General features: G+C 43.9%; 23 protein-coding genes and 1 pseudogene. 19 read left to right on the top strand and 5 right to left on the bottom strand.

The window, feature by feature from the left end:
* The first annotated feature begins 1 nt into the window (after window position 1).
* From NL647_RS01675 to NL647_RS01610, 14 genes are all read left to right on the top strand, one after another.
* A complete protein-coding gene (locus tag NL647_RS01675; RefSeq protein ID WP_005453398.1) occupies window positions 2–535 on the top strand; it encodes a polysaccharide biosynthesis/export family protein in 534 nt (177 codons plus the stop codon).
* On the top strand, window positions 535–2,730 hold the full coding sequence (locus tag NL647_RS01670; protein WP_253649528.1) for a polysaccharide biosynthesis tyrosine autokinase: 2,196 nt from the start codon (window positions 535–537) through the stop codon (window positions 2,728–2,730). Before NL647_RS01675 ends, NL647_RS01670 begins: the two co-directional genes overlap by 1 nt.
* The gene (locus NL647_RS01665) at window positions 2,708–3,517 is read left to right on the top strand and encodes a putative capsular polysaccharide synthesis family protein (RefSeq protein WP_017188677.1); all 810 of its coding nucleotides are present in this window, start codon (window positions 2,708–2,710) and stop codon (window positions 3,515–3,517) included. The genes NL647_RS01670 and NL647_RS01665 overlap by 23 nt, the downstream gene beginning before the upstream one ends.
* 2 nt (window positions 3,518–3,519) lie before the next feature.
* The gene (locus NL647_RS01660) at window positions 3,520–4,572 is read left to right on the top strand and encodes a glycosyltransferase (protein WP_009697146.1); all 1,053 of its coding nucleotides are present in this window, start codon (window positions 3,520–3,522) and stop codon (window positions 4,570–4,572) included.
* Entirely contained in the window at window positions 4,538–5,788 is a 1,251-nt protein-coding gene (locus tag NL647_RS01655; protein ID WP_017188676.1) for an O-antigen ligase family protein, read from the top strand. Before NL647_RS01660 ends, NL647_RS01655 begins: the two co-directional genes overlap by 35 nt.
* Window positions 5,789–5,860: 72 nt before the next feature.
* Window positions 5,861–6,691, top strand: a complete 831-nt coding sequence (locus NL647_RS01650) for a putative capsular polysaccharide synthesis family protein (protein ID WP_029790091.1) — start codon at window positions 5,861–5,863, stop codon at window positions 6,689–6,691.
* Window positions 6,691–7,722, top strand: a complete 1,032-nt coding sequence (locus NL647_RS01645) for a glycosyltransferase (RefSeq protein ID WP_009697149.1) — start codon at window positions 6,691–6,693, stop codon at window positions 7,720–7,722. The genes NL647_RS01650 and NL647_RS01645 overlap by 1 nt, the downstream gene beginning before the upstream one ends.
* Before the next feature lie 8 nt (window positions 7,723–7,730).
* Window positions 7,731–9,038, top strand: a complete 1,308-nt coding sequence (locus NL647_RS01640) for an oligosaccharide flippase family protein (protein ID WP_017188673.1) — start codon at window positions 7,731–7,733, stop codon at window positions 9,036–9,038.
* Between the two features lie 2 nt (window positions 9,039–9,040).
* The gene (locus NL647_RS01635; RefSeq protein WP_009697151.1) at window positions 9,041–9,427 is read left to right on the top strand and encodes a VanZ family protein; all 387 of its coding nucleotides are present in this window, start codon (window positions 9,041–9,043) and stop codon (window positions 9,425–9,427) included.
* A gap of 154 nt (window positions 9,428–9,581) precedes the next feature.
* Window positions 9,582–9,902, top strand: coding sequence for a N(4)-acetylcytidine aminohydrolase (gene yqfB / locus NL647_RS01630; RefSeq protein ID WP_005432046.1), 321 nt, complete (start codon window positions 9,582–9,584; stop codon window positions 9,900–9,902).
* Between the two features lie 50 nt (window positions 9,903–9,952).
* On the top strand, window positions 9,953–10,540 hold the full coding sequence (locus NL647_RS01625; RefSeq protein WP_009697152.1) for a TetR/AcrR family transcriptional regulator: 588 nt from the start codon (window positions 9,953–9,955) through the stop codon (window positions 10,538–10,540).
* A gap of 102 nt (window positions 10,541–10,642) precedes the next feature.
* Window positions 10,643–11,674: an NADP-dependent oxidoreductase gene (locus NL647_RS01620; RefSeq protein ID WP_253649527.1), complete on the top strand. Its 1,032-nt coding sequence runs from the start codon at window positions 10,643–10,645 to the stop codon at window positions 11,672–11,674.
* Between the two features lie 13 nt (window positions 11,675–11,687).
* Window positions 11,688–12,305, top strand: a complete 618-nt coding sequence (locus NL647_RS01615; RefSeq protein ID WP_253649526.1) for a glutathione S-transferase family protein — start codon at window positions 11,688–11,690, stop codon at window positions 12,303–12,305.
* Window positions 12,306–12,605: 300 nt separating this feature from the next.
* Window positions 12,606–14,042, top strand: coding sequence for a catalase (locus tag NL647_RS01610; RefSeq protein WP_009704876.1), 1,437 nt, complete (start codon window positions 12,606–12,608; stop codon window positions 14,040–14,042).
* Between the two features lie 195 nt (window positions 14,043–14,237).
* Here the strand turns inward: NL647_RS01610 and NL647_RS01605 are convergent, their stop codons facing one another.
* Together NL647_RS01605 and NL647_RS01600 are read right to left on the bottom strand one after the other, a co-directional pair.
* Window positions 14,238–15,116: an NAD(P)-dependent oxidoreductase gene (locus NL647_RS01605; protein WP_010452745.1), complete on the bottom strand. Its 879-nt coding sequence runs from the start codon at window positions 15,114–15,116 to the stop codon at window positions 14,238–14,240.
* Between the two features lie 116 nt (window positions 15,117–15,232).
* Entirely contained in the window at window positions 15,233–15,601 is a 369-nt protein-coding gene (locus NL647_RS01600; protein ID WP_253650101.1) for a DoxX family protein, read from the bottom strand.
* Between the two features lie 101 nt (window positions 15,602–15,702).
* Here NL647_RS01600 and NL647_RS01595 point away from each other — a divergent pair, with 101 nt between their 5' ends.
* Window positions 15,703–16,590 carry a LysR family transcriptional regulator gene (locus tag NL647_RS01595; protein ID WP_253649525.1) on the top strand — a complete coding sequence of 296 codons (888 nt, stop codon included), beginning with the start codon at window positions 15,703–15,705 and terminating at the stop codon, window positions 16,588–16,590.
* Between the two features lie 254 nt (window positions 16,591–16,844).
* Complete coding sequence (locus NL647_RS01590) at window positions 16,845–17,666, top strand: hypothetical protein (protein WP_253649524.1); 822 nt, start codon at window positions 16,845–16,847, stop codon at window positions 17,664–17,666.
* Between the two features lie 73 nt (window positions 17,667–17,739).
* On the opposite strand, the gene NL647_RS01585 is transcribed toward NL647_RS01590, so the two are convergent.
* Window positions 17,740–18,075: a hypothetical protein gene (locus NL647_RS01585; RefSeq protein ID WP_253649523.1), complete on the bottom strand. Its 336-nt coding sequence runs from the start codon at window positions 18,073–18,075 to the stop codon at window positions 17,740–17,742.
* 284 nt (window positions 18,076–18,359) lie between these two features.
* On the opposite strand from NL647_RS01585, the pseudogene NL647_RS01580 reads away from it, so the two are divergent.
* A pseudogene (locus NL647_RS01580) lies at window positions 18,360–18,920 on the top strand (substrate binding domain-containing protein); the annotation flags it as partial.
* A 62-nt stretch (window positions 18,921–18,982) separates the two neighbouring features.
* Here the strand turns inward: NL647_RS01580 and NL647_RS01575 are convergent.
* Entirely contained in the window at window positions 18,983–20,854 is a 1,872-nt protein-coding gene (locus NL647_RS01575) for a fructose-specific PTS transporter subunit EIIC (RefSeq protein WP_253649521.1), read from the bottom strand.
* Window positions 20,855–21,086: 232 nt separating this feature from the next.
* Here NL647_RS01575 and NL647_RS01570 point away from each other — a divergent pair, with 232 nt between their 5' ends.
* Window positions 21,087–21,386: a PTS fructose transporter subunit IIB gene (locus tag NL647_RS01570; protein WP_005441202.1), complete on the top strand. Its 300-nt coding sequence runs from the start codon at window positions 21,087–21,089 to the stop codon at window positions 21,384–21,386.
* A gap of 12 nt (window positions 21,387–21,398) precedes the next feature.
* Entirely contained in the window at window positions 21,399–22,175 is a 777-nt protein-coding gene (locus tag NL647_RS01565) for a PTS sugar transporter subunit IIA (RefSeq protein WP_005432062.1), read from the top strand.
* Between the two features lie 23 nt (window positions 22,176–22,198).
* Here NL647_RS01565 and NL647_RS01560 read toward each other — a convergent pair whose 3' ends face one another.
* Window positions 22,199–23,041, bottom strand: coding sequence for a helix-turn-helix transcriptional regulator (locus NL647_RS01560; RefSeq protein ID WP_005451367.1), 843 nt, complete (start codon window positions 23,039–23,041; stop codon window positions 22,199–22,201).
* Window positions 23,042–23,212 lie beyond the last annotated feature (171 nt).

The following is a 23,212-nucleotide window of genomic DNA, read 5'->3' as shown; positions in this document are numbered from 1 at the left end:
AATGAACCTTTTAACAACGCTGCTTGGCTTAACGCTGGTTCTATTTAGCGCCTTTGTTTCGGCAAATACCAGTGAGCAAGATTATTTGCTCGATACAGGCGATACCATTTCTGTACAAGTGTATGGCGAAGAAGATCTGACGATAAAAAACATCCTAATTACGTCAGATGGCTACTTCGATTACCCATACCTAGGACGCATCAAGGCGATCAACAAAACACCAAAACAGCTGAAATACGAAATAGAAACCGGGCTAAAAGGTGATTACCTCATTAACCCTAAAGTCATGGTCACAATCAACAGCTTTCGACTTTTCTATGTGAACGGTGAAGTAAGAAAACCAGGTGGGTTTGAATATCAACCAGGGCTCACCATAGAAAAAGCGATCGCTCTAGCCGGTGGTTTGACCGACCGAGCATCAAGAAAAAGTATCAACCTTACCCAACATGCAACAGGTAAAACTGTTGAAAGCGTCAACATGCAGCGCTCGGTAGAGCCTGGCGACATTGTATTTATCGATCAGAGCTTCTTCTAATGACAGGCAATTCAATGAACGGAATTCATTCTACTCATCCTTCTTCCAATCGCATCGAGTTGATTCGTTTTGGGCATCACTACCGAACACTTAAAAAGAATTGGTTAAGCATTTTAGCGTTTACCATCATCTTTTCTCTCACTTGCACTTGGTATATCTATTCGAAAAAGTCGGTATACCAAGCCACTGCTACCCTTCTTATTCAAGAAGAGCAAAAAAGTGCACTCTCAATTGAAGAAGTGTACGGCGTGGACACCACTAAAAAAGAGTACTTTCAAACTCAAATCGCCATTCTTAAATCAAATCACATTGCCGACAAAGTGATTACTCAGCTTAACTTAACCCAGCACCCTGAGTTCACAGGGTCAAGTAGATTTGAGCAGAAAATCGATGAGATTAAGTCCATCCCACTAGTACAAGATGTGTTACGAGTGTCTCCAAACCCTGAAGAAACTCAACAGCATGCAAAGCCATACTACCAAGCTCTTCAAGCATTCAAAGAGAAGCTAGAGATCGAACCTGTACGTAACACTCAGCTAGTGAAAATTCGCTTTCGCTCTACTGATCCCGAGCTTGCTACCAAGATTGCGAATGCCGTCGGTCAGGCATACATCGATACCAACTTCGAAGCCAAGTTAGTAATTACTCAAAACGCAGCGACTTGGTTGACCAATAACTCACAAAAGCTAGAACAACGCTTGAGAACGTCTGAGCAAGCGCTACAAGACTTCTTATTGCAAGAAGGTCTTATTGATATCAATGGTATTGATGATATCTACGCCAGTGAACTCGAAGAGCTAAGCCGCAAGTTAAATGCCGCGATTAATAACCGTATTGAAGCGCAGACTCTGATCGACCTTTTGAAGCGTAAATCTTCACAAGACTTAGATAGCCTTCTGTCTATCGACGAATTTGCAAACCAAGCGCAGATCCGCGATCTTAAACTTTCTGAAGCTCAAGCTGAGAAAAATGTCTCTGAGCTTTCTCAACGCTATGGACCAAAGCATGACCGTATGGTTCAAGCTAGGGCTCAGCTAGATTCAATTCGCACCCGAACTCAACAGCTGATTCGCGAAATCTCATTCAGCAAACAACAAGACTTACTCGCAGCGAAAGCGCAAGAAGATATGCTTCGCGCGGAATTAGACAGCAAAAAGTCAGATTTCCAAATGTTAGGCTCCCAAAAAGCCAAGTATGAGCAACTGAAGCGAGAGGTCGAATCGAACAAAGATTTGTATGAAGCGTTTTTGAACCGCGAGAAAGAGACCAGCGCCACTAGCGATTACAAAAACGTCACTGCGCGTTTTACTGATCCAGCAATCATTCCGCTTTTCCCAATTGCACCACAACGTATGAAGCTGGTGTTAATTGCAACCTTCTTTGGTTTTGCTATTGCCTGTGCGCTTGTCATCATTTTAGAAACATTGCGTGAAGTGATTCGTACTTCTTCAGATGTACAAGAAAAGCTGGGTGTCACCTGCCTAGGCACAATACCAAGAGTGAAAAAGCGTAATCTACGCAAAGGTGGGGTGAGCTATACCGCTTATCTCGACAAAGATGAGAAACTGTTCAGCGAAGCCTGCCGCTCGGTCAGAACCTCTCTCCTGCTCAGATTAACAAACTCGAAACAGAAAGTGCTCCCTTTCACTTCAGCTATTCCAGAAGAAGGCAAAACATCAACGAGCATCAATATGGCAGTGTCTTTTTCCACCATGGAGAAAGTCTTGATCATCGATTGCGACTTACGCAGACCATCGATCGCCAAACGTTTTAATATCTCGGAGTCGAGCCCTGGACTCACCAATATCCTTACGATGGATACATCGCTAAGTGAGTGTATTGTTCGCAGCGAGGAGGCGAATCTAGATGTATTGCCTGCAGGGATTATTCCACCAAACCCACAAGAGTTGTTGGCATCCGATCGTTTCGACAAATTGATCGAATACCTCAAGGGGAAATATGACCGCATCATTATTGATACGCCTCCACTGCTATCAGTGAGCGATGCACTCATTCTAGGTAAGAAAGCAAACGGATTAATTACGGTAATCCGATCAGAATCGACCAAGGCATCATTGGTTAACGCAGCGCTATCTAAACAAATTCAACACTCAGTTCCTTCGCTTGGCGTTCTGATTACTAAGGCAAAATCAAAGGAAGGAGAAGCGAATTATGTCCAGCAGTACGCCTATTAGCCTTAGCATGCAGTGGTACCAACTGTTAAAGGAGCAGGACAGCCCGGTACTGATTTATCAAATGGGAAAAGTGGGGTCGAGCGCGTTGGAGAAATCGATTCCAAAATCGATTCATCTACACGATCTGATGTCTATCGATGCAGAAAAACAGATATCTCCAGTTCGTGCACAACTGCATAACCCTGCGACCAACTACATCAAGCGCTTATTAAAGCGCTTGATCATGAGTCGCATGCTCAAGCGTAAGAAACAAGTCCGCATCATTTCTTTAGTGCGTGAGCCGATTGGTCGAAACATATCCATGTTCTTCCAATCCCTACCATTCTGGATGGCGGCAAAGTACTTAAACGATGACAGTGCAGTACGCTCTGAACGTTCTCAATTGTTACATGAAGCTTTTGAGGAGCATGTAAACCATCAATATCCATTGGAATGGTTTGATAATGAAATCAAGCCACTCACTGGCATCGACGTGTTTACACACCCTTTTGATCATGAGCTTGGATATCAAGTTTACCAAAAGGACAACTTCTCTCTTATGGTTGTTCGTGTCGATAAACTCGATCAGTCACAAAAAGCAATTAGCACCTTTTTACAACAAGAAGTAAAGGTGCAGCATGACAACCAAGCCGATAACAAGTGGTACTCCCCTCTTCTTGTTGAATTTAAACGTACTTTTCATCCCAAAGTAGCGCTCATTGAAGAAATGCTCACTTCTAAATTCACTAAGCATTTCTTTTCTGCATCTGAGATCGAAAAGTTCAAAAAAGATTACTTATCTGCCTAATTATGAAAACAAAAATACTTCATATCATCAATGACTTATCCAAAAATGGGGGCGCGCAAAAATTCCTTGTGGATCTTGTGATGGAACACGCACCTCAATACGATATAAAGATTCTTGTATTGTGCGATGACAACGACTATCTGGACTTGTTATCTGCTCAAGGCATCGAATGTTTTAACTGGAAAACGCTTTCACTAAAAGAAAAGTGGTCACTGTTGCGTTGGCCTGATTTAGTTCATGGTCACCTATATCCTTCCATCTATCTCGCGCTATTAGCTGTGGGGAAAAAACGAATTCAAACCGAGCATTGTTCTTATAACCGCCGCCGTGACTACCCCCTATTCAAATTCATGGAACACCTGCTTTACAGAGGTCATAACCTTACTGTTAGCATCAGTGAAAAAGTGCAAGAAGAGCTCGTGAAATTCATGCCTCACTACCAACACAAATATCGTGTTGTACACAATGGCGTTGATCTCGAACGTTTTCCAATGGTCGCAAAGTCCGCCAGTTCAGTGCTACAAAAGCCAGTTATTAATATCGGTATGGTCGGAAGACTGCATGAGCATAAAGACCATGAAACCTTGATTCGTGCGACTGCCCTAATGCCGACCAATTATGAGCTTCACTTAGCGGGAGATGGTAGTAAACGCACCGAACTACAGTCTCTTAGTCATCAACTCAATATTGCCGAAAGGGTTCATTTTCACGGCATCATCTCTGATATTCCGTCATTCCTGAGCGACATCGACGTATACGTCCAGTCTTCTAAAGTGGAAGGCTTCGGTTTAGCTGCGGTTGAGGCGATGGCAGCAGGTTTGCCAGTATTGTCTTCTGACGTACCTGGATTAGATGAAGTCATGGGCAGCAGCGAATACCTGTTTGATCTGGGAGATTCAAAGCAACTTGCCCACAAATTAACTCAACTTTGCACCACCCAAGAAATGTACAACAGAGCAAGCGAGTACTCAGTTAATCGCGCCAAGTTATACACCATCGACAAATTCCGAGACGGTTACTATGGACTTTACCAGCAACTCTGCACCAGTAAGTAGTCGCATCTCATTACTGGCAGCAATTACGCTCTCCCTCTTTTTCGCACCATTTAAAGTGGGAGCAGGTAGCCTCGTACTCGCGCCTTCCGATATTGCAAGCTTGCTCTCGATCGGTTTGGTGGCTCTTATCATACTGGAAGGTAAAACCCATGCATTGCTACATCCTCGCATGGGCTTCTTATTACTGTTTACCAGCTATGTTTTTGTCAATGGACTTCTTAATCGTGTCCCATTTATGCCTTTGGTTACGGAGACAGTTCAATGGGTTGCCATATTAAGTTTGCTGTGTTTGCTTTACGCCTACGGTGTCTTTAACGACGACCGAATCATGGTCTATTTTACATACAGCTTACTGGTGATTTGCTCTCTTGTTGCGCTGTGGCACTTCTCACAAGGCTACCAGAGTGGATTCAAGCTATTGGGCGTGAGTAAGTACGCCTTCGGTGTTCTCTGCTCCCTACTCTACCTTTACAGAGACAAAATCCGCGCTTTTCCCCTATTAATGCTATTTGCATTCGTACTACTGGTTCTTTCTCAAGAGAGAAAAGCATTGCTCGGTTTTTGTTTGTTGGTTTTTATGGATCAACTGGTGATCAAGCGATTGGTACGACAAACCATCAGTGAGACCTACACTTGGACTGTTCTGATTGGGGTAAGTTTAGTCATCTTCTTCGTCGTATCAACAACGCTTTACGTGGGTTTTGACCAGCTTGCAGACAAGCTCGAAATTACTCAGGAAGACATCCTATTTGCCAACCAAAGTGAAGCGCGTTGGGTCTCCAATTTACACCGTAAATTGCTCTTGGCAAACGGGTTAGACATCTTGCTTCAATATCCAATTTTAGGTGTCGGAGCAAAGATGTTACCTCACTACATGATCAACTACTTTAACTACGATGAGTTAGCGATTTACACCCACAACTTTGTTCTAGATACCTCTATCGAATACGGGCTATTAGGCATTTTGTTGTTATTTGGTGGTTATGTGCACTTTATGAAGGGCTGTTTCAACTCATTGGAAGAGAATAGAAAGAGCTTCCTACTCGCAATCTACGCTCTAATCATGGTGTTTTTTGTCGCCGTGAATACCACCATCATTTTAATACTTTTACTACCCGTCATGATCAGTAAAGCAAGGCATTATAACCTCCAGCAAGAGACAACCGTTTCGGCAGAGTTCCACTCTCAACCTGCTCATGATTCAAAACCCAATTAACTGATTTCGCCACCAACCAACAAATAGAAATGGCGAAGAGCAAACAATTTAAAGCTATCAAGGATAGGATAAATGAAATATTCAATCTCTCGACAATTTGAGAAAAACCGAGAACTTCAAGCAGACAATTTCGTGCTGGTTTACCAAATGGGTAAAGTCGGTTCGTCGTCTATTGAGCATACTTTGGGTGAGCGTAAAATTCCGAGCTATCACATCCACACGTTTGATGATCACGAAGAGTTCCAGATGTACCACAATAAAAAAGATGTGAGTAAATTCTTCGACTTTAAAAACCGCACCATGTATCGCCTTGTTCTCAACAAAAGAAAACGCATCTTACAAAAGCGCGACAACATCAAGATTGTGACTCTGGTACGTGATCCAATTGCAACGGTTTTCTCCCGCTTTTTCCAAGACCTGCATATTCAATTCATCGAAGGCAAGAAAAACGACGCTATCCATCGCGATATGGATGTGACTTACAAACATTTAGAGCATTGCTTCGATAACTACCTTAACCTTAATTATTTTGCTAACTGGTTCGATAACGAGCTTAAACGTAACTTCAACATCGATGTACTTCGCCAAGAGATTGATAACACTCAACCTTTTTATACATTCAGTAATGAAAAGGCGAGTGTCATTCTAATTAAATGCGAACAGCTTAGCTCCCTTGATAAAGAGATCGGTGAGTTTCTTCAGCTTGATGATTTTATTCTTAAAAACAGCAACGAAGCAAAAAACAAGTGGTATTCCAATATCCATCAGTACTTTAAAGAGCGTTACGACTTCTCCAAGCTTTTCTACATGTACGATCTTCCTCTTTATCGTCACCTTTACTCAGAGCAAGAGCGTGCAGCATTTAAGAACAAGTGGAAGCAAACTCCAGGGACCAAAGCATAATGAAGAAAGTACTGCACATAACCGAAGCTTTTGGCGGTGGGGTTCAAACAGCACTCTACAGCTACGTTCACTCTTCGCGTAGCGAAGCATTCGAGCATTCATTGCTTGCTCGTGCTCGCTCAAATGATATGACTAATGAATCAAGCAACCATGTCTTTAGCCACACAAAATGGGTAGAGGGCAACTTATTGCAATTCATGAAGGACGCAAACGCATTCATTGCGGAGATCAAGCCAGATTTTGTTCACTTGCACTCAAGTAAAGCGGGCTTCCTCGGTCGATTCTTAAAGCTCGGTCATGCTCGCCTTATCTACACGCCCCACTGTTATGCATTTGAACGTGAAGATATTTCCAATTTTGCCAAACAGATTTACAAGACGTTAGAAAAAATCGCGCTTAAAAAAATCGATGTTGTTGCTGGGTGCAGTCAACGCGAATGCGATTTAGCCATCAGCATAGGCGCTAAGCGCGCTGAGTTACTCAATAACTACGTAACCTATGGTAGCGAAGAGCGCAGTCCAAATACTAACAAAACTCAACTGAAATTGGTCATTCTAGGACGAGTCGCTCCACAAAAAGATCCTCAGTTCTTGCTTGATACACTCGGTCAAATCAAAAAGGCTGAGTTAGCACATGATATTGATATCACTTGGATTGGTGGCGGCGAGAGAGAGCTTGAAGATCAGTTACGTGCACAAGGTATTAAAGTCACGGGCATGATTCCACGAGATGAAGTCGTTAGCCTACTCAAAACTTCGGATTTGTACTTACATACTGCTGCTTGGGAAGGTATGCCGCTGACCATTCTTGAAGCGGCGAAGCTGCATTTACCTATGGTCATTCGCTCTATCGGTGCCACCAAAGATCTTAACTACCCTTTCTTGGCACAAGGTCCACAAGAGATGGCAAAACAAATCACCCATTGCATTAATCACTACCACGATATTGACTTCAATCAGTACTCAAAGGAGCTCAATGAAACATTTAGTGAAGAAAAACAACGAATCGCGCTAATCAGCATTTACAGCTAGAGGATCAAATGCTTCAACAACTACAACAAAAGCGCGCAGCCACTCAGAACAAGGAAAAAAGTCTGTTTTCCCTCGGCTTTCAAACCGCAGTTACCCGTGTTCTGAGTGCTGGTTTTGCGTTTCTTTTAACGCTCATCGTTTCCCGAGTCACAGATGCATCGACATCAGGGCAGTTTTTCTTTTTGTTTAATCTCGCTTACTTCACTGCCATTATTTCTCAGTTAGGATTTGATGTTTCGCTTGTTAAGTACAACGCTATTGGTTTCTCGAATAACAATAGTGAGGAACAGAGCAACAACTACCGTATCGCGCTAGCACGAAGTCTGTTGTTTAGTGTAGCAGCGTGTACTTTTATCTACTTGGCATTCAACTTTTTCCCTAAACACGTAAACACAACTGGCGTTTCCGACGCTGCACTGGCACTTGCTTTGTTGTCGATCCCATTACTCGTTATTGGACAGACAAATAGCCGAGTATTGCAAGCCTCTAGACGAGTTGTCCCCTCGCTATTTGCGTTACAACTCGGCGTGAGCTTCTTTATGGTTGCGCTGGTATTAGTGGCTCAGAGAGCTTACTCAATTGATGCAGATCTCCTTATGATTTTACTCGTTATAGCAACAGGGGCTGTCGCTCTCCAATCGAGCATCAAATGGCTTAAGTCTGATCAATATAGTCATGGGAAAACGGAGAAAAATACCGAGCTAACCTATTCAGCAAAACAAGTTTGGTTTGGCAGCATCTTTTCCAATTTGGTTCAGTGGGGCAGCTTGGTCATTGCGGGTTTCTTTCTCGCAACTTCCGATCTTGGCTTACTCGCTGCAGCACAACGCACCTCATTACTCATTGGCTTTGTGTTAGTCACAATTAACTTCGTCGTCGCTCCGATGTTTGCTTCACTCTATAAGGAAGGAAAACTAGATCGACTGCAAAGCCTTAGTCGTTTGGCATGCCGTGCAAATATTGGAGCAGCAATGATTCCCGTGGTTGTGTGCGTCGCCTTTCCTGAGTTTGTCATGCAACTGTTTGGCAAAGAGTTTACTGCAGCTGCGCCCTTACTCGTTGCATTGTCGCTAGGGCAACTAGTGAATGTAGCAACAGGTTCAGTTGGGTTTTTATTGCTTATGAGTGGACATGAAAAGACCATGAAATACATCACTATCGTATCTGGTGTCATCTCCATTACATTACTGGTCACGCTCTCTCAATGGTACGGCGTATTAGGCGCAGCTTGGGCAATGGCGATAGGTTTAGCAATCCAAAACTTAGCCGCACTCTACTTCGTGAAACGTTATCTTGGCTTTTTTCCAGTGGGGTAAATATGACAAATACGATTGCGCGAATTAGCTTTATCGGAGTGTTACTACTGACGATTTCTCTATCGCTTTGGAAGAGTTCTGATATCAGTCATGCCACGTACCAAAATCTAGAGAATTATGTCGGCGGCTCAAGTACGTTACATTTTACCTTTAGCCTTTTGATTGGTTTTCTAGCCGTGTTTAACTTCCCTAAATGGGTGACAGCAACAAACGCGGACATGTTTGGTATTCGGTTACTGATCGTCCTATTGTTTATCGTCTCTTTAGAGGAGTTCAGCCAATTGTTTATCGCAACTCGCTCCTTCAGTTTTGATGACTTAAGCACTAATTGGATCGGTATTATATTAGGTTACTTCTGTGCCAAACTTATAAAACTCATTGTTAAATAATAATATTTTCGGCGCACTCAACACTCTAAAGCGACAAACTACACACCTCGAAATAGCGACTCTACATAGGCGTCTTTGGTGAGCACTTTTTTGGATATTTTTCTTAAAGGGCGAGATATACTCTCGCCCTATTACATTAATATGAGCATCGGTTATGTCTTCACATCCAACTAAAATCACCTTCTTTGAATTCCTAACACCACTTATCACTGCAGGTAAAAAGACAATCACGATTCGTGATGAATCAGAAAGCCACTACGTGCCCAATACCGAAGTGGAAGTGTTTACCTTAGAAACAGATCGCAAGGTATGCGACATTAAAATCCTGTCAGTAGCACCACTGAAGTTTGATGACATCAATGAGTTCCACGCAGAGCAAGAAGCGATTGAACTGCCAAAACTGAAAGAACTTATCCGTGAGATCTACCCAAATATCGATGAGCTGTATGTGATTGAATACGAACTGATCAAGTAAGATTTACAAATTACTAGACGACTGGTCTAATCGCTTTTATAGTATTAGTCATGAATGCAAAAACGAACGATACACGCCAACACATTCTTGATGTCGGCTACCAGTTGGTAGTGACCAAAGGTTTTACCAGTGTTGGACTCTCAGAACTATTAAAGGTAGCGGATGTGCCGAAAGGCTCTTTCTACCACTACTTCAAGTCGAAAGAGCAATTTGGTGAGGCATTGATTGAAGATTACTTCTCTCGCTACCTTAAAATGATCACAGCCCACTTTACTGAAAGTGAAGGCTCTGGTTCCGAGCGCCTGTTGAGCTACTTCGAGCGCTGGATGGCGATTGAAAATGGTCAATGTAATGCCAACAAATGCTTGGTGGTGAAGTTGAGCGCGGAAGTTTCTGATCTTTCAGAAGCAATGCGTGTAAGACTGGCTTCGGGTGCCACTCAAGTGGTGAAAGCCATCGAAGATTGTGTCCAAGCGGGCATTGAAGACGGCTCTATCCAAGTTGAATCAGCAGAACAAACCGCCCACTTGATTTATCATCAATGGATTGGTGCAAGCTTACTCAACAAACTGTATCAGGATCGTTCCGGCTTAATACGCAGCTTTGAGAGCACTCAAAGTATGCTAAAAGGCAAATAACGAACCACACTTAATCCGCCTTATCTTTACCCAAAAAGTACGGCGGATTTTTTAGGAATAAAAACTAGACGACTGGTCTAATAATTAATGTAGGAACTTACCATGACCCAAACGCTTAACCGTCAAATCGTATTGGCTAACCGTCCAAAAGGTTCGCCAGTCCCAGAGAACTTCCGTTTAGAACAAACTGCTATCCCTACTCCAAGTGAAGGTGAAGTGCTTCTGCGCAGCGTATACCTATCTCTCGACCCATATATGCGCGGTCGAATGAATGAAGGCAAATCCTACGCAGATCCCGTTGAACTAAACGACGTGATGGTTGGCGGGACCGTTTGTCAGGTCGTGGAATCGAAGAACTCTGACTTCCAAGCAGGCGAATGGGTGGTAGCTTACACAGGCTGGCAAGATTACGCGCTATCTAACGGCGAAGGTCTATTTAAATTAGGCAGTGAGCCGACGCATCCTTCTTATGCCCTTGGTGTACTTGGTATGCCTGGCTTTACCGCTTACGTGGGGTTATTGGAAATTGGTCAGCCTAAAGCTGGTGATACTCTAGTTGTCGCAGCCGCAACAGGTGCAGTTGGTTCTATGGTTGGTCAAATCGGTAAGCTAAAAGGTTGCCGCGTGATTGGTGTCGCGGGCGGCGCAGAGAAGTGTCAGTACGCAAAAGAGACCCTAGGCTTTGATGATTGTCTTGATCACACCGCAGATGACTTTGCAGATCAACTAGCAGCTACATGCGACAAAGGTATCGATGTCTACTTTGAAAACGTAGGCGGTAAAGTCTTTGATGCCGTGTTACCTCTGTTAAATGTCGGCGCTCGCGTGCCACTTTGTGGTTTGATTTCTCAATACAACGCGACAGCGTTACCAGAAGGTCCCGATCGTATGTCGATGTTGATGGGCAACATCCTGGTCAAACGCATCAAGATGCAAGGTTTCATCATTTTTGATCACTATGAGCAAAGCTACACAAATTTCGTGAAAGATGTAAGCCAATGGCTAGCGGAAGGCAAAATCCACTACCGTGAGCATTTAGTGGAAGGTTTAGAAAATGCGCCAGAAGCATTCATCGGTCTGCTGGAAGGCAAAAACTTCGGCAAACTTGTTATTCAAACCAATCAACCCGTATAGAAAGGATTCTTCTATGATTAAACTGCATCATTTAAACCAGTCTCGCTCAAAACGCATCATTTGGTTGTTAGAAGAATTAGGGGTGGATTATGAGATCGTGCCCTACCTTCGTGACAGCGTCACCTTCCTTGCGCCACCTGAGCTCAAGAGTATTCACCCACTCGGCAAGTCACCTGTATTGGAAGATGGCGACGAGATCGTTACAGAGTCTGGTGCTATCACTGAATACTTAATTGAAAAGTATGCAGATGGACGTTTTGCACCAGTGCGTGGCAGTAAAGCTTACACGCAGTACATTCAATGGCTGCATTTTGCAGAGAGCTCAGCCATGGTTCCCCTGCTGCTCAAGATGTTTGTTGCTAAAGATGGCGCACAGACCAATTTCCTTGCGGACTACGCCGACGCGGAAACCATGAAAGTCATGGGCTACGTTGATCAAAGCCTAGAAGGGAAAACCTACTTTGTAGAAGAGCGACTAACAGGCGCGGATTTCATGATGTCTTTTGTCGTCGATATCCTAAACAAGTTTGGCGTCATTGAGCGCTTCCCAAACATCCAACGTTATGGTGCACAGCTTGCCACTCATCCAGCATTCCACAAAGCTGAAGAGCTAGAGGTAAAGTATGGCTAACTTAATGACTGCCAATCTGCGCTGAGTAGCCTAAGTTTCTGTCTATTTCCGATTTAATTGAAATAGACAGAAATTATTCATATAAGCCATATTCAAGAACAACCTTTAATCCATACGACAAATAATGTTAATTGACACAAAGGCATTGTTTAACAAGCACTTAAAGCATAGGTGATACCTATCACACTGATTGCTAATAACAGTTTTTTTATTCTCAGTTGCAGCGCTATTCTCCTTGCATAACTTTCGAGCAGTTGCCGAAAAGTCGATAAATAATCACTATATTGCAAGGAAAATCAAATGAGCAAAAAACTGACTACAGCAGCAGGTTGCCCTGTCGCCCATAACCAAAACGTTATGACTGCTGGTCCTCGTGGCCCTCAACTATTACAAGACGTTTGGTTCCTTGAAAAATTAGCGCACTTTGACCGCGAAGTGATCCCAGAGCGTCGTATGCACGCAAAAGGCTCTGGTGCTTACGGTACGTTCACTGTAACGCACGACATTACAAAATACACTCGCGCGAAAATCTTCTCTGACATCGGTAAAAAAACAGAACTATTCGCTCGCTTCACGACCGTAGCTGGTGAGCGCGGTGCAGCAGACGCAGAACGCGACATCCGTGGTTTCGCACTAAAATTCTACACTGAAGAAGGTAACTGGGACTTGGTTGGTAACAACACACCAGTATTCTTCCTACGTGACCCACTAAAATTCCCAGACCTAAACCACGCAGTAAAACGCGACCCTCGCACTAACATGCGTAGCTCTACCAACAACTGGGATTTCTGGACATCACTACCAGAAGCATTCCACCAAGTGACTATCGTAATGAGTGACCGTGGTATCCCAGCTTCTTACCGTCATATGCATGGTTTTGGTAGCCACACATTCAGCTTCATCAACGCAGAAAACGAGCGTTACTGGGTGAAATTCCACTTCAAAACTCAGCAAGGCATCAAGAACCTGACTGACCAAGAAGCAGAAGCGATCGTAGGTAAAGACCGCGAAAGCCATCACCGTGACCTTTACGAAGCGATTGAGCGTCAAGACTTCCCTAAATGGAAGATGTACGTACAGATCATGCCGGAACTAGAAGCGGATGAAGTCAACTTCAACCCATTCGACCTTACACGTGTATGGTCTCAAAAAGACTACCCACTGATCCCAGTTGGTGAGTTTGAACTGAACCGTAACCCAGAAAACTTCTACGCAGAAGTTGAGCAGTCAGCGTTCAACCCAGCAGCAGTAGTCCCTGGTATCGGCTTCTCTCCAGATAAGATGTTACAAGGTCGTCTGTTCGCTTACGGCGATGCTCAGCGTTACCGCCTAGGTGTGAACCACCATCAAATCCCTGTGAACGCACCTCGTTGCCCTGTTCACAGCTACCACCGCGATGGCGCAATGCGCGTTGATGGCAACTTTGGTTCAACACTGGGTTACGAGCCAAACTACAAACAAGAATGGGCAGAGCAACCAGATTACTCTGAGCCACCTCTACGCATCAATGGCAACGCTGATCACTACGATCACCGTGTAGACGAAGACTACTTCAGCCAAGCGGGTGACCTATTCCGTCTGATGAGCGAAGAGCAACGTCAAACTCTGTTCGACAACACAGCTCGCGCAATGGACGGTGTGCCAGAGTTCATCCAACAGCGCCACGTTCAACACGCATACCAAGCGGACGAAGCGTACGGCAAAGGTCTTGAGATTGCGCTAGGCTTAAACAAGTAAGCGAACGCTGTAATCATCACGCTGTGTGATTAAAAGACATAAAAAAGGAGGTGCCCAACAGCACCTCCTGATTTCAAATTACTAATCCTTAATCACTAGCCACAACCAATGCTCAAGGAGATTCATTATGATTAACTTAGATTTCTTTAAGCTCTTTGATACCAAAGAACTGTTTATCTATTACTGACACATCAACTACTGATTTTTAGCGACCGCTTTGATCAGTACTGATGTATCCATGCGCCCTAAACCATCGCGTTGAAGGTCTGCGTATTGCTCATCCACTTTCTTAGTCAGTGGAAGTTCTAGACCCACTCGCTCTGCTTCTTGCAGGCAGAAACCCAAGTCTTTGCGCATCCAATCAATAGCGAAGCCAAAATCGAACTTATCTTCCGCCATCGTATTTGCGCGGTTTTCCATCTGCCATGAACCTGCAGCGCCATGCTTCAACGTTTCTACAACTTGAGCGATGTCCAAACCTGATTTTTGTGCCAGCAGCAAAGCTTCACTCAGACCTTGTAAAACGCCACCAATACAGATTTGGTTTACCATCTTACAACGTTGGCCCTGACCGTTTTCACCCAGTAGCGTCATCTGCTTCGCGTACACATCCATCGCTGGAGACACACGGTCAAAAATGCTTTGTTCACCACCACACATGATGGTTAGTACACCATTTTCTGCACCCGCTTGACCACCAGAAACTGGCGCATCAATGAAGTGATTGCCGTACTTAACACACGCTTCAGCCAGCTCAACCGCTAGGTCTGCAGAAGTGGTCGTGTGGTCCACTAACACTGCATCCGCTTTCAAACCGACCAGAATGCCTTCTTCACCGTAAACAACGCTACGAACGTCATCATCATTACCCACACAGGTAAAAACAATGTCACAGCCTTCTGCGGCTTCACGTGGTGTTTCACAAGCCACACCTTGGTATTCTTCAGCCCATTTGTCGGCTTTCGCTTTTGTGCGGTTGTATACTTTGGTTTCAAAGCCCGCTTTACTTAGGTAACCAGCCATTGGGTATCCCATCACACCCAGACCAATAAATGCTACTCTTAGTTTTTCCATTGCAAGCCTCCTTGAATTCGAAATAAGTGACGTTTTGAAACTATTACTATTTGAAACAGTTACTATTTGAAACATGTTACTAAAGATTTCAGAACATTACTTGCAATAATTTCGTCTTAAATAAGCGCAACAAACTCAGTTAAAGGCGAAGCCACCAAAAGTGATAATAAAAGCGTCACAATAGACGGAATCGCATCTTTCCAAGTATCAAAACGAAAATGGAAAAACATAGCACCAACTGAGGTGAAAACAATAAAACTTGCACCTATCGCACTTAACAAGTTGTTCGCCGATAACAAGCCAATTAACATCAAAATTGCACCCGTTACCTCAACCAGTCCAATCAAAAACATAGCGGCACGGTTCAATCCATATTTATGAAAGAAAGCGAGCTGTGGCTCAAAAATCGGCTTCACCCAACCGATGATTTTGATAGAACTGGCAAACAAGAAAAACGCGATTAACAACCCTTGAATAAACACCATAATTTTAACTCCCGAACAGATGATGGAAGTATTAAAGCATTCCACTTAAAACTTAAGGAGAGTAGTATTTAGCTACTTATCATTCCAAGCAGGAATGCGTCATGGATAAATTTGATTGTTTGAAAGTCTTTTCTCGTGTCGCTCAGTTAGGTTCATTTACCTCGGCCGCCAATGAGCTCAATACCACTCAGAGCGCAGTGAGTAAGAAGATCGCGTGGCTTGAGAGAGAAATTGGCATCACCTTGTTTCACCGTCATGCACGCGCTATTAGCTTAACTTCTGGTGGAAAGCAGTATCTCGAACTGGCGCAGACACTCACAGAACAAATGGATTCCTTCGAGTCGCAGCTTAGACAAGAGCAAGCGTCGGTCTCTGGCGAACTCAAGCTTTCAGTACCGAGTGCGTTTAGCGTTCGCTTGTTATCTGCGCCACTGAATGAGTTTCTCAACCAACATCCAGAACTTAGCGTTGATGTGTCGGTTTCGGACAAGTTTGTCGATTTAGTTGAAGGCAATGTTGATATCGCGATTCGTGCCGCCTACCTAAAAGACTCGGGTTTAAAAGCGCGTTGGTTGATGGATAACGAATTGGTTTACTTCGCCTCTCCAAGTTACATAGACAAGCGCGACCCTATTCTTAGTGCTAACGATTTGAGTACGCACTGCTGCTTAACCTACTCACTCTCCAATCCGTCTAACTTGTGGCGTTTTAGCGATAGTGATGAAGCCATTAAAATCAAAGTGAAAGAGCAGGTTCGAAGTGACAGTCCTGAGATGCTGGTGCAAATGGCAAAGCTTGGGCAAGGCATCGCTGCAATGCCAAAATGGATGGTAGAACAAGAGCTTAACAACGGTGAACTGATTCAAGTACTAACGCAATATCAATCAGTTAAGCTACCAATGTACTTGGTTTACAAAGATAGTGAGTACCAACCTCAGCGCATTCGCACTTTCATTGATTTCTTAGTTCAGCACTTTTCTCAGCGATAAAAAAAGCTGTAGCCCATGAGAAACCAAAGGGGATAGCGGTTTGGTTAAGCAATACAGTTTTTAGGTTTACAGTAACTATGGATACTCGTTGGGCGTAATAATAAAGGCTTATATAAATTAAATATAACAATGTTAAGGGCTGATCTAGGCTCTGCGACTACCAGTCTTTAACTTTAAACATAACCTGTAGTTCTATGTTTTCTCCATATGCACTACACCACAGTAATAATATTTGCATTTTATAAATAATAATTATGAGAATATCAGCGTTGCTATCAAAACTGTTAAAACTGTTTAGTTCTTCATCTAATCAAGACAAACCATCAAGTAGTGTTGAAATAGAAGTTCCAGTAAAAACGTCAAAGCCAATAGTTTACTCATCAAGTAATACAATAAACTCATATAAGTCTCAGGAATCAAGAGAGTTACTGAAGCAAGCAACTCAGCTCAAAAAAGCTAAAGAGTATGACTTGGCTTGTAAGAAGTTGAAAGAAGCTTATGAGTGTCCAGACGCAAACAATTTAATGGTAAAAGACAGGCTTCGTTTACCAATGTATCTTCAACTAGCTGGTAGAAACGATGAAGCATGGCGGATCTTAAACGAGTTGAATGCAGAGTATACCGATGTCTTTTCACAAGCTGATATTGCCAAACAAATGCGTGTGTTTCTCCAGAAAGAAAAACGGTTTAAAAACGCTATCTTGTACTCTATTTGGAGTATTGCAAAGGATATAGAAAGGGATAAATTTAATACACAAAGCTCTATTGAAATGACAGACCAACTAACAAAATTACACTCTAAGTATGGTTATCACCGTGATAATGAGGAAGCATATGGATATACCCCAAAAGGAAACCCCATAACAGATAGAGCTTATGAATTATTTTCAACTAGACTTACAGTTGCTATGTCTGTGGATGGAGTGTTTAGTAGTATTGAAAAAGACTTAAAAAAAGCAAAGCTACAAAGTTATACTCAAGCGCTTGCTGAAGATATATCTGCGTACTTTTTAACAGCTGAGTCTTATGAGCTTGGAGTCATTAGAGATATCGTGAGTAAACATATTACCGAATAGTCTCAATTGTAAGTGATACTGTCATAGCCATGCGCAGAGTCATATTCACACGGTAATCTGTTTTAGTGTTCCCCTAGCCTTTACTCTCTGGGGGTAAGTTCCTACCAGCTTTATCCCCACACATTACCTTATATTCATAGTATGAAAGCCCGATAAGACCACACACCCATAATGCAGAGGAAAACGTATAAATGTACTCCACACTAATACCAAACGTTTCATTGGTTAATAGGCTATGACTTTGATATAGGGCTATAGCATGCCCCCAAAAACCACTGAGATTTTTTATAAAGTATCCTACTTTATAGCGTTTCTTCTTTATTAAATAGCTCGCTAGAGCCTCTAGTGCATAACTAGGATTGAAGACGACCTTTAGGTAATAAGTAAACTTCTTAAACTGTTGTCCCATAAACCACTCCTTATCTGTAGATGGTCTTTATTATAAACAACCTTTATGCACCATGTTGGTGCGTTAATTTACTGCTTTGATGAGTGCTTTATTGACCTGAACAAAACCAGATTTCCCTATACGGTCACAAGTTGATCACCTAGCATTTCATTAAGGTCAAACCACCATGCGGCTACCTCTAAGACCTCTCGCTGTTGCTGCTGTGTGTTCACTATGGCTGCTTAAAAGTCATCTTGGGGATTAGCGCTTTCGTCACAGTATCGAAGAAACACAGTATCTTCATCCCACTGAATGAGTTTCTCAACCAACATCCAGAGCTTAGCGTTGATGTGTCGATTTCGGACAAGTTTGTCGATTTAGCTGAAGGCAATGTTGATATCGCGATTCGTGCCGCCTACCTAAAAGACTCGGGTTTAAAAGCGCGTTGGTTGATGGATAACGAATTGGTTTACTTCGCCTCTCCAAGTTACATAGACAAGCGCGACCCTATTCTTAGTGCTAACGATTTGAGTACGCACTGCTGCTTAACCTACTCACTCTCCAATCCGTCTAACTTGTGGCGTTTTAGCGATGGAAATGAAACCATTAAAGTCAAAGTGAAAGAACAGGTTCGAAGTGATAGTCCTGAGATGTTGGTGCAAATGGCAAAGCTTGGGCAAGGCATCGCTGCAATGCCAAAATGGATGGTAGAACAAGAGCTTATCAACGGTGAATTAATTCAAGTACTAACGCAATATCAATCAGTTAAGCTACCAATGTACTTGGTTTATAAAGATAGTGAGTACCAACCTCAGCGCATTCGCACTTTTATTGATTTCTTAGTGCAGCACTTTTCGCAGGGCTAAAAAAAGCTCCATCAAAAATGATGGAGCTAACTAGCAGATAGCCTGAGTTAGGGGCTACATACTTAAGGGATTCTTTTCGCCTGCAACAGTGCTGCGGCATTGAGCATCGCGTCTTTAGTGCTGACATCCAGCACCTTCATTTTTCTGAATCGTTCTGGCTCTTTGATGGCGACATCGTGAGCGAAGATGACAAACCTCGCCTTGGCGATATCTTTGTCGGTGATTCGGTTAATGATGCCGTTCGCCCCTTGTGTTTCAACCTTGATCTTAATGCCTAACGCACAGGCAGCTTTTTCTAATGACTTCGCCGCTAAGAAGGTGTGCGCCACACCTGATGGACAAGACGTCACGGCAAGAATGTCTGCTTCGCCCTCGCCTTGCACAGACGTATAAGCTTGAGATTGACCTACCGGACTGTCGTCTTCTGTGACTGTCTTCTTAAGCGCAATAACAATCAATGCTGTGGTAAACGAGCCTGCGATTGTGCCAACTATGTAGCCAATCTTGCCATCAACGACTGGCAGTACAATCCAGCCGCCCCACGGAGCGTGGTTAATCACGTGGAACATGAAACCAATCACGTTACCGACAATGCCACCAGCAACAATCGCAGGCAGTACGCGAGCAGGGTCTCCGGCAGCAAACGGAATCGCCCCTTCACTGATGCCAATCATGCCCATGATGCCCGCGGCTTTACCGGCCTCACGCTCATCACGTTTAAACTTACTTGGCGACAAGAAGGTCGCTAACGCCATGCCCAGAGGCGGGGTACAAATCGCGATACCGACGCCACCCATTAGCCACGGTTGCGTATTTACCTGTGTTTGAGCAAACAAGGTCGCCACTTTGTTGATAGGGCCGCCCATGTCAAACGCGGTCATTGCGCCTAGTACGGTGCCCAACATCACTTTGCCAGAGCCTGCCATACCTGTGAGCACATCGTTCATGGTCGTCATTGCGCTGGCGATCGGTGAGCCGATAACCCACATCACTGCGCCACAGGTGACAAACGTACCAACCAGTGGGTAGATAAAGATGGAGCCGAGGGAGCTCATGCTGTCCGGCAATTGAATCTTCTTCAGTAGCCAAACCACAAAGCCGGCGAAAAATCCGACGACAATCGCGCCCAAGAAGCCAGTGTTGTAATGACTAACCGCAATCCAAGATCCAATCATTCCCGGAGCAAGACCAGGCTTATCAGCGATCGAATAGGCAATGTAACCACCTAATACCGCGGTAAATAGTGTCAGACCAGCAATACCCATTTTGGCGATATCAGCCAGAATGCCTTCTTTCGGAACCCCACCATGACCTGAGATCATCACAGAGAGAGATAGCAATACACCGCCCGCGACAATAAACGGGATCATATGTGAAGTGCCGAACAGCAAGTGCTCTTTCATTCTGCTCAGCTTTTGTGCCCAAGGGCTAAGGGGTTCAGATGCGAATTCCAGAGGATCTAAACCTGAGTCGTTTGCGTTCGACTGAATGTCAGTGAGTAGTTCGCGCGCTTCCTCCACTGACTCCGCCGCTTTTAACTTATTGACGAAACCATCTTCAATGATTTTGGTGGAAATTTGTGCCAAGACTTCGATGTGGTGATGGTCATCCCCATCCGGAGAAGCCAGCATAAAAAATACGTCAGACAGTTCGCCGTCATCAGCGCCGTAATCAATCCCTTTTCGGCTGATGCCTACTGCGACTGCGGGTTTAGCGACTGCATTGCTTTTGGCGTGAGGAATGGCAATACCCTCGTCAAAGCCGGTATTGCCAATCTCTTCTCGTTTCCAAATGTCCGCCAAGAACTGACTTTTGCTAGTGAGCTTGCCCGCCGCGTCCAACAATTCAACGAGCTCTTTGAGCGCTTCATCTTTGGTTTGAGCCTGCAAATCCAAGCAAATGGTTTCCGGCTCAATAAGGTTTAATATGTCCATTGTTTGTACCTTGCAATGTTCACGCTCGTGAGTCATGAGTTATTTGTTCCATCTATGACTGTGTACAGAGTAACCAACACTTTCTGTTTTCAATACAGGATAAAAAGTGCATTAACTGGATTAATGTAACATGAGATTTAAACTGTGATAGAGCTCTTGCGATTATCTGCTTTAAATCCATCCTTTCGTCGACCACTATGCTAAAATCCACAAAAAATAAAATGGATAGAACATGAAAATCGTAGCGGTGACAGCGTGCCCTACAGGCATCGCTCATACTTATATGGCGGCAGATGCTCTAATGAAAGCTGCGCCTAAGCATAACGTACAAATTAAGGTCGAGACGCAAGGTGCGATGGGTATTGAGAATCAGCTCACTCCCCACGACATTGCACAGGCGGATCGTGTCTTAATTGTGTCCGATATTGAGATTGAACAGCCAGCCCGCTTTGAAGGCACGAACAAAGTCCAAATCCCAATTGAAGATGTGTTACTCAATGTCGATAAAGTGTTCCTCGTGCACTGTCGATGATACGCTGTGCTGATGAACGAATACCAAATCACCTTTTTTGTCGACGATATTAATGCCAGTGCTCACGTAGCGCAGCCCCTCAATCGCGTTGCCAAAAAGTTCAAAAGCACGATACACATCATCAACATAACCCAAAACCGCATCGCTGAACTCACCAAGTCAGTCGCGGTTTTACAGGTCGGCTTACAGCAAGGCGACCTGTGCCAAATCACTGCCATCGGTATTGACGCCGAGCTTGCTTGTTTCGTTATCAAAGACATCATTGCTGAGAACTTTACCGTTGTCGGCTCCCACATTAATTACGAATTCTCAAGCCAACTTGCAGAGCGTCTTCCCCAGATTTGCCCACCGTGTGAAATCCAATGGCATTACGCCAAAGCGCACACTGAGCTCACCAAGTTTGAGTGCTTGAAAGGGCTAGCGCAGCTTATTCATCCGATTCACCCAGACGAACTCATTCTCGCCTTTATCAAACGCGAAGAACGATCTTCGACCGCAGTAACACCGGGCATTGCCCTGCCCCACGTCATGTTCGAAGGTGTGGACCACATTTCTGTAGCGGTTATCGCGAACGAGATTCCGATGGATTGGGCATCCAAAATGGGTGAAGTGCATCTTGCTATAGCATTAGTAATGCCAGCAAAACCCACACGCGAGCACATCATTGCGGCAACCAACTTAACTCGTAATCTGCTGACCGACCAAATGGCTGAACGTTTACTGCTAACAAAAAGCAGCGTCGACTTGCAGGCGCTTCTGATGTACGCCATGTCGAGGCTGCTCGCTTAGTCTTTACTGTTTTGATTTCTGTTCTAGATTGAACCGCGATATTCCGTCGGCGTTCTGCCCGTTCGGTTCTTAAATACTCGGCAGAAGTAGTTCACATCTTTGAATCCACAGCGCACCGATACCTCATTCAACTTAAAGTTGTATTTCTTGAGCATAAACTTCGCGCGGTCTACCCGTACCCACGTAATGTAATCGGCTAACGTCATGTGACCTTGCTGACGGAACAAACGCGACAAATGGTTAGAAGAGATGCTGAACCTCGACGCAATACTGTCACGTGTAATTGGACGATGGAAGTTCTCTTGGATGTAGATACAAATGCCCTGATACAGGTCTTGCACTCGGCTGTGCGCCTGCGTCTCAATAGGCGCATCTAACATCGACTTAGCGTATTGCAACAAGGCTTGCAGCAGTAACTCATCCATTGGCTTCTTATTACACTCACGAGCCAATGAACTCAGTGCTTCCAAGATATTATCAATCGCAAATCCAGAACGAGTTTGAATACTGTGCTTTTGGATATCGTAAAAGCTCGCTTCCCCTTTACGTTTGGACACGAGACTCAAACCCAATTGACGGCGACCAAAGAGAATACTTAATACCGAGCAATCTGTATCCCAGTCAGGTTTATTCCAACAGTTAGGCGGAATAAATATCGCATCACCGGTTTTCGCCACGATATGCGTCACTTTGCGATCATGACTTTCCATTTCATTAATATATTCACCAGACAAGACTAATTCTAATCGAGGGAAGTTAACCTGATAGCTAAATTCAGGTGGTGTATGAAAATCACCAGCAAACCATATATTGTGAAATGGTTCTCGCTCGTTTAATACTGATGAAATCAAATCATGAAAAATCATTTTACGTACTCTTAAACGCGCATCCATGATGCTATACCCATAGATATACACCCTACTGGATTTTTGTGCTATTGAGCAAAATCACACTTCCATTTTAAGGTTACAAAAATCCAGTTAACGCATCAATTATCCAGTCTAGTAAATCATCAATAAAGCTCTTAAAGCCTTATA

It is taken from the genome of Vibrio sp. Y29_XK_CS5, assembly GCF_024181835.1.
In the GTDB taxonomy this organism is placed as follows: Bacteria; Pseudomonadota; Gammaproteobacteria; order Enterobacterales; family Vibrionaceae; genus Vibrio; species Vibrio harveyi.
The sequence above is the reverse complement of the archived record's forward strand: the minus strand, read 5'-3'. Positions and strand labels throughout refer to the sequence as shown.

Coding starts and splice junctions, on each gene's coding strand:
- NL647_RS01570 (WP_005441202.1), top strand. CDS start 21,087: ATGAAAATCGTAGCGGTGACAGCGTGCCCTACAGGCATCGCTCATACT.
- NL647_RS01565 (WP_005432062.1), top strand. CDS start 21,399: ATGAACGAATACCAAATCACCTTTTTTGTCGACGATATTAATGCCAGT.
- NL647_RS01665 (WP_017188677.1), top strand. CDS start 2,708: ATGTCCAGCAGTACGCCTATTAGCCTTAGCATGCAGTGGTACCAACTG.
- NL647_RS01615 (WP_253649526.1), top strand. CDS start 11,688: ATGATTAAACTGCATCATTTAAACCAGTCTCGCTCAAAACGCATCATT.
- NL647_RS01585 (WP_253649523.1), bottom strand. CDS start 18,075: ATGGGACAACAGTTTAAGAAGTTTACTTATTACCTAAAGGTCGTCTTC.
- NL647_RS01655 (WP_017188676.1), top strand. CDS start 4,538: ATGGACTTTACCAGCAACTCTGCACCAGTAAGTAGTCGCATCTCATTA.
- NL647_RS01660 (WP_009697146.1), top strand. CDS start 3,520: ATGAAAACAAAAATACTTCATATCATCAATGACTTATCCAAAAATGGG.
- NL647_RS01620 (WP_253649527.1), top strand. CDS start 10,643: ATGACCCAAACGCTTAACCGTCAAATCGTATTGGCTAACCGTCCAAAA.
- NL647_RS01595 (WP_253649525.1), top strand. CDS start 15,703: ATGGATAAATTTGATTGTTTGAAAGTCTTTTCTCGTGTCGCTCAGTTA.
- NL647_RS01600 (WP_253650101.1), bottom strand. CDS start 15,601: ATGGTGTTTATTCAAGGGTTGTTAATCGCGTTTTTCTTGTTTGCCAGT.
- NL647_RS01610 (WP_009704876.1), top strand. CDS start 12,606: ATGAGCAAAAAACTGACTACAGCAGCAGGTTGCCCTGTCGCCCATAAC.
- NL647_RS01645 (WP_009697149.1), top strand. CDS start 6,691: ATGAAGAAAGTACTGCACATAACCGAAGCTTTTGGCGGTGGGGTTCAA.
- NL647_RS01625 (WP_009697152.1), top strand. CDS start 9,953: ATGAATGCAAAAACGAACGATACACGCCAACACATTCTTGATGTCGGC.
- NL647_RS01635 (WP_009697151.1), top strand. CDS start 9,041: ATGACAAATACGATTGCGCGAATTAGCTTTATCGGAGTGTTACTACTG.
- yqfB (WP_005432046.1), top strand. CDS start 9,582: ATGTCTTCACATCCAACTAAAATCACCTTCTTTGAATTCCTAACACCA.
- NL647_RS01575 (WP_253649521.1), bottom strand. CDS start 20,854: ATGGACATATTAAACCTTATTGAGCCGGAAACCATTTGCTTGGATTTG.
- NL647_RS01670 (WP_253649528.1), top strand. CDS start 535: ATGACAGGCAATTCAATGAACGGAATTCATTCTACTCATCCTTCTTCC.
- NL647_RS01590 (WP_253649524.1), top strand. CDS start 16,845: ATGAGAATATCAGCGTTGCTATCAAAACTGTTAAAACTGTTTAGTTCT.
- NL647_RS01605 (WP_010452745.1), bottom strand. CDS start 15,116: ATGGAAAAACTAAGAGTAGCATTTATTGGTCTGGGTGTGATGGGATAC.
- NL647_RS01640 (WP_017188673.1), top strand. CDS start 7,731: ATGCTTCAACAACTACAACAAAAGCGCGCAGCCACTCAGAACAAGGAA.
- NL647_RS01650 (WP_029790091.1), top strand. CDS start 5,861: ATGAAATATTCAATCTCTCGACAATTTGAGAAAAACCGAGAACTTCAA.
- NL647_RS01560 (WP_005451367.1), bottom strand. CDS start 23,041: ATGATTTTTCATGATTTGATTTCATCAGTATTAAACGAGCGAGAACCA.
- NL647_RS01675 (WP_005453398.1), top strand. CDS start 2: ATGAACCTTTTAACAACGCTGCTTGGCTTAACGCTGGTTCTATTTAGC.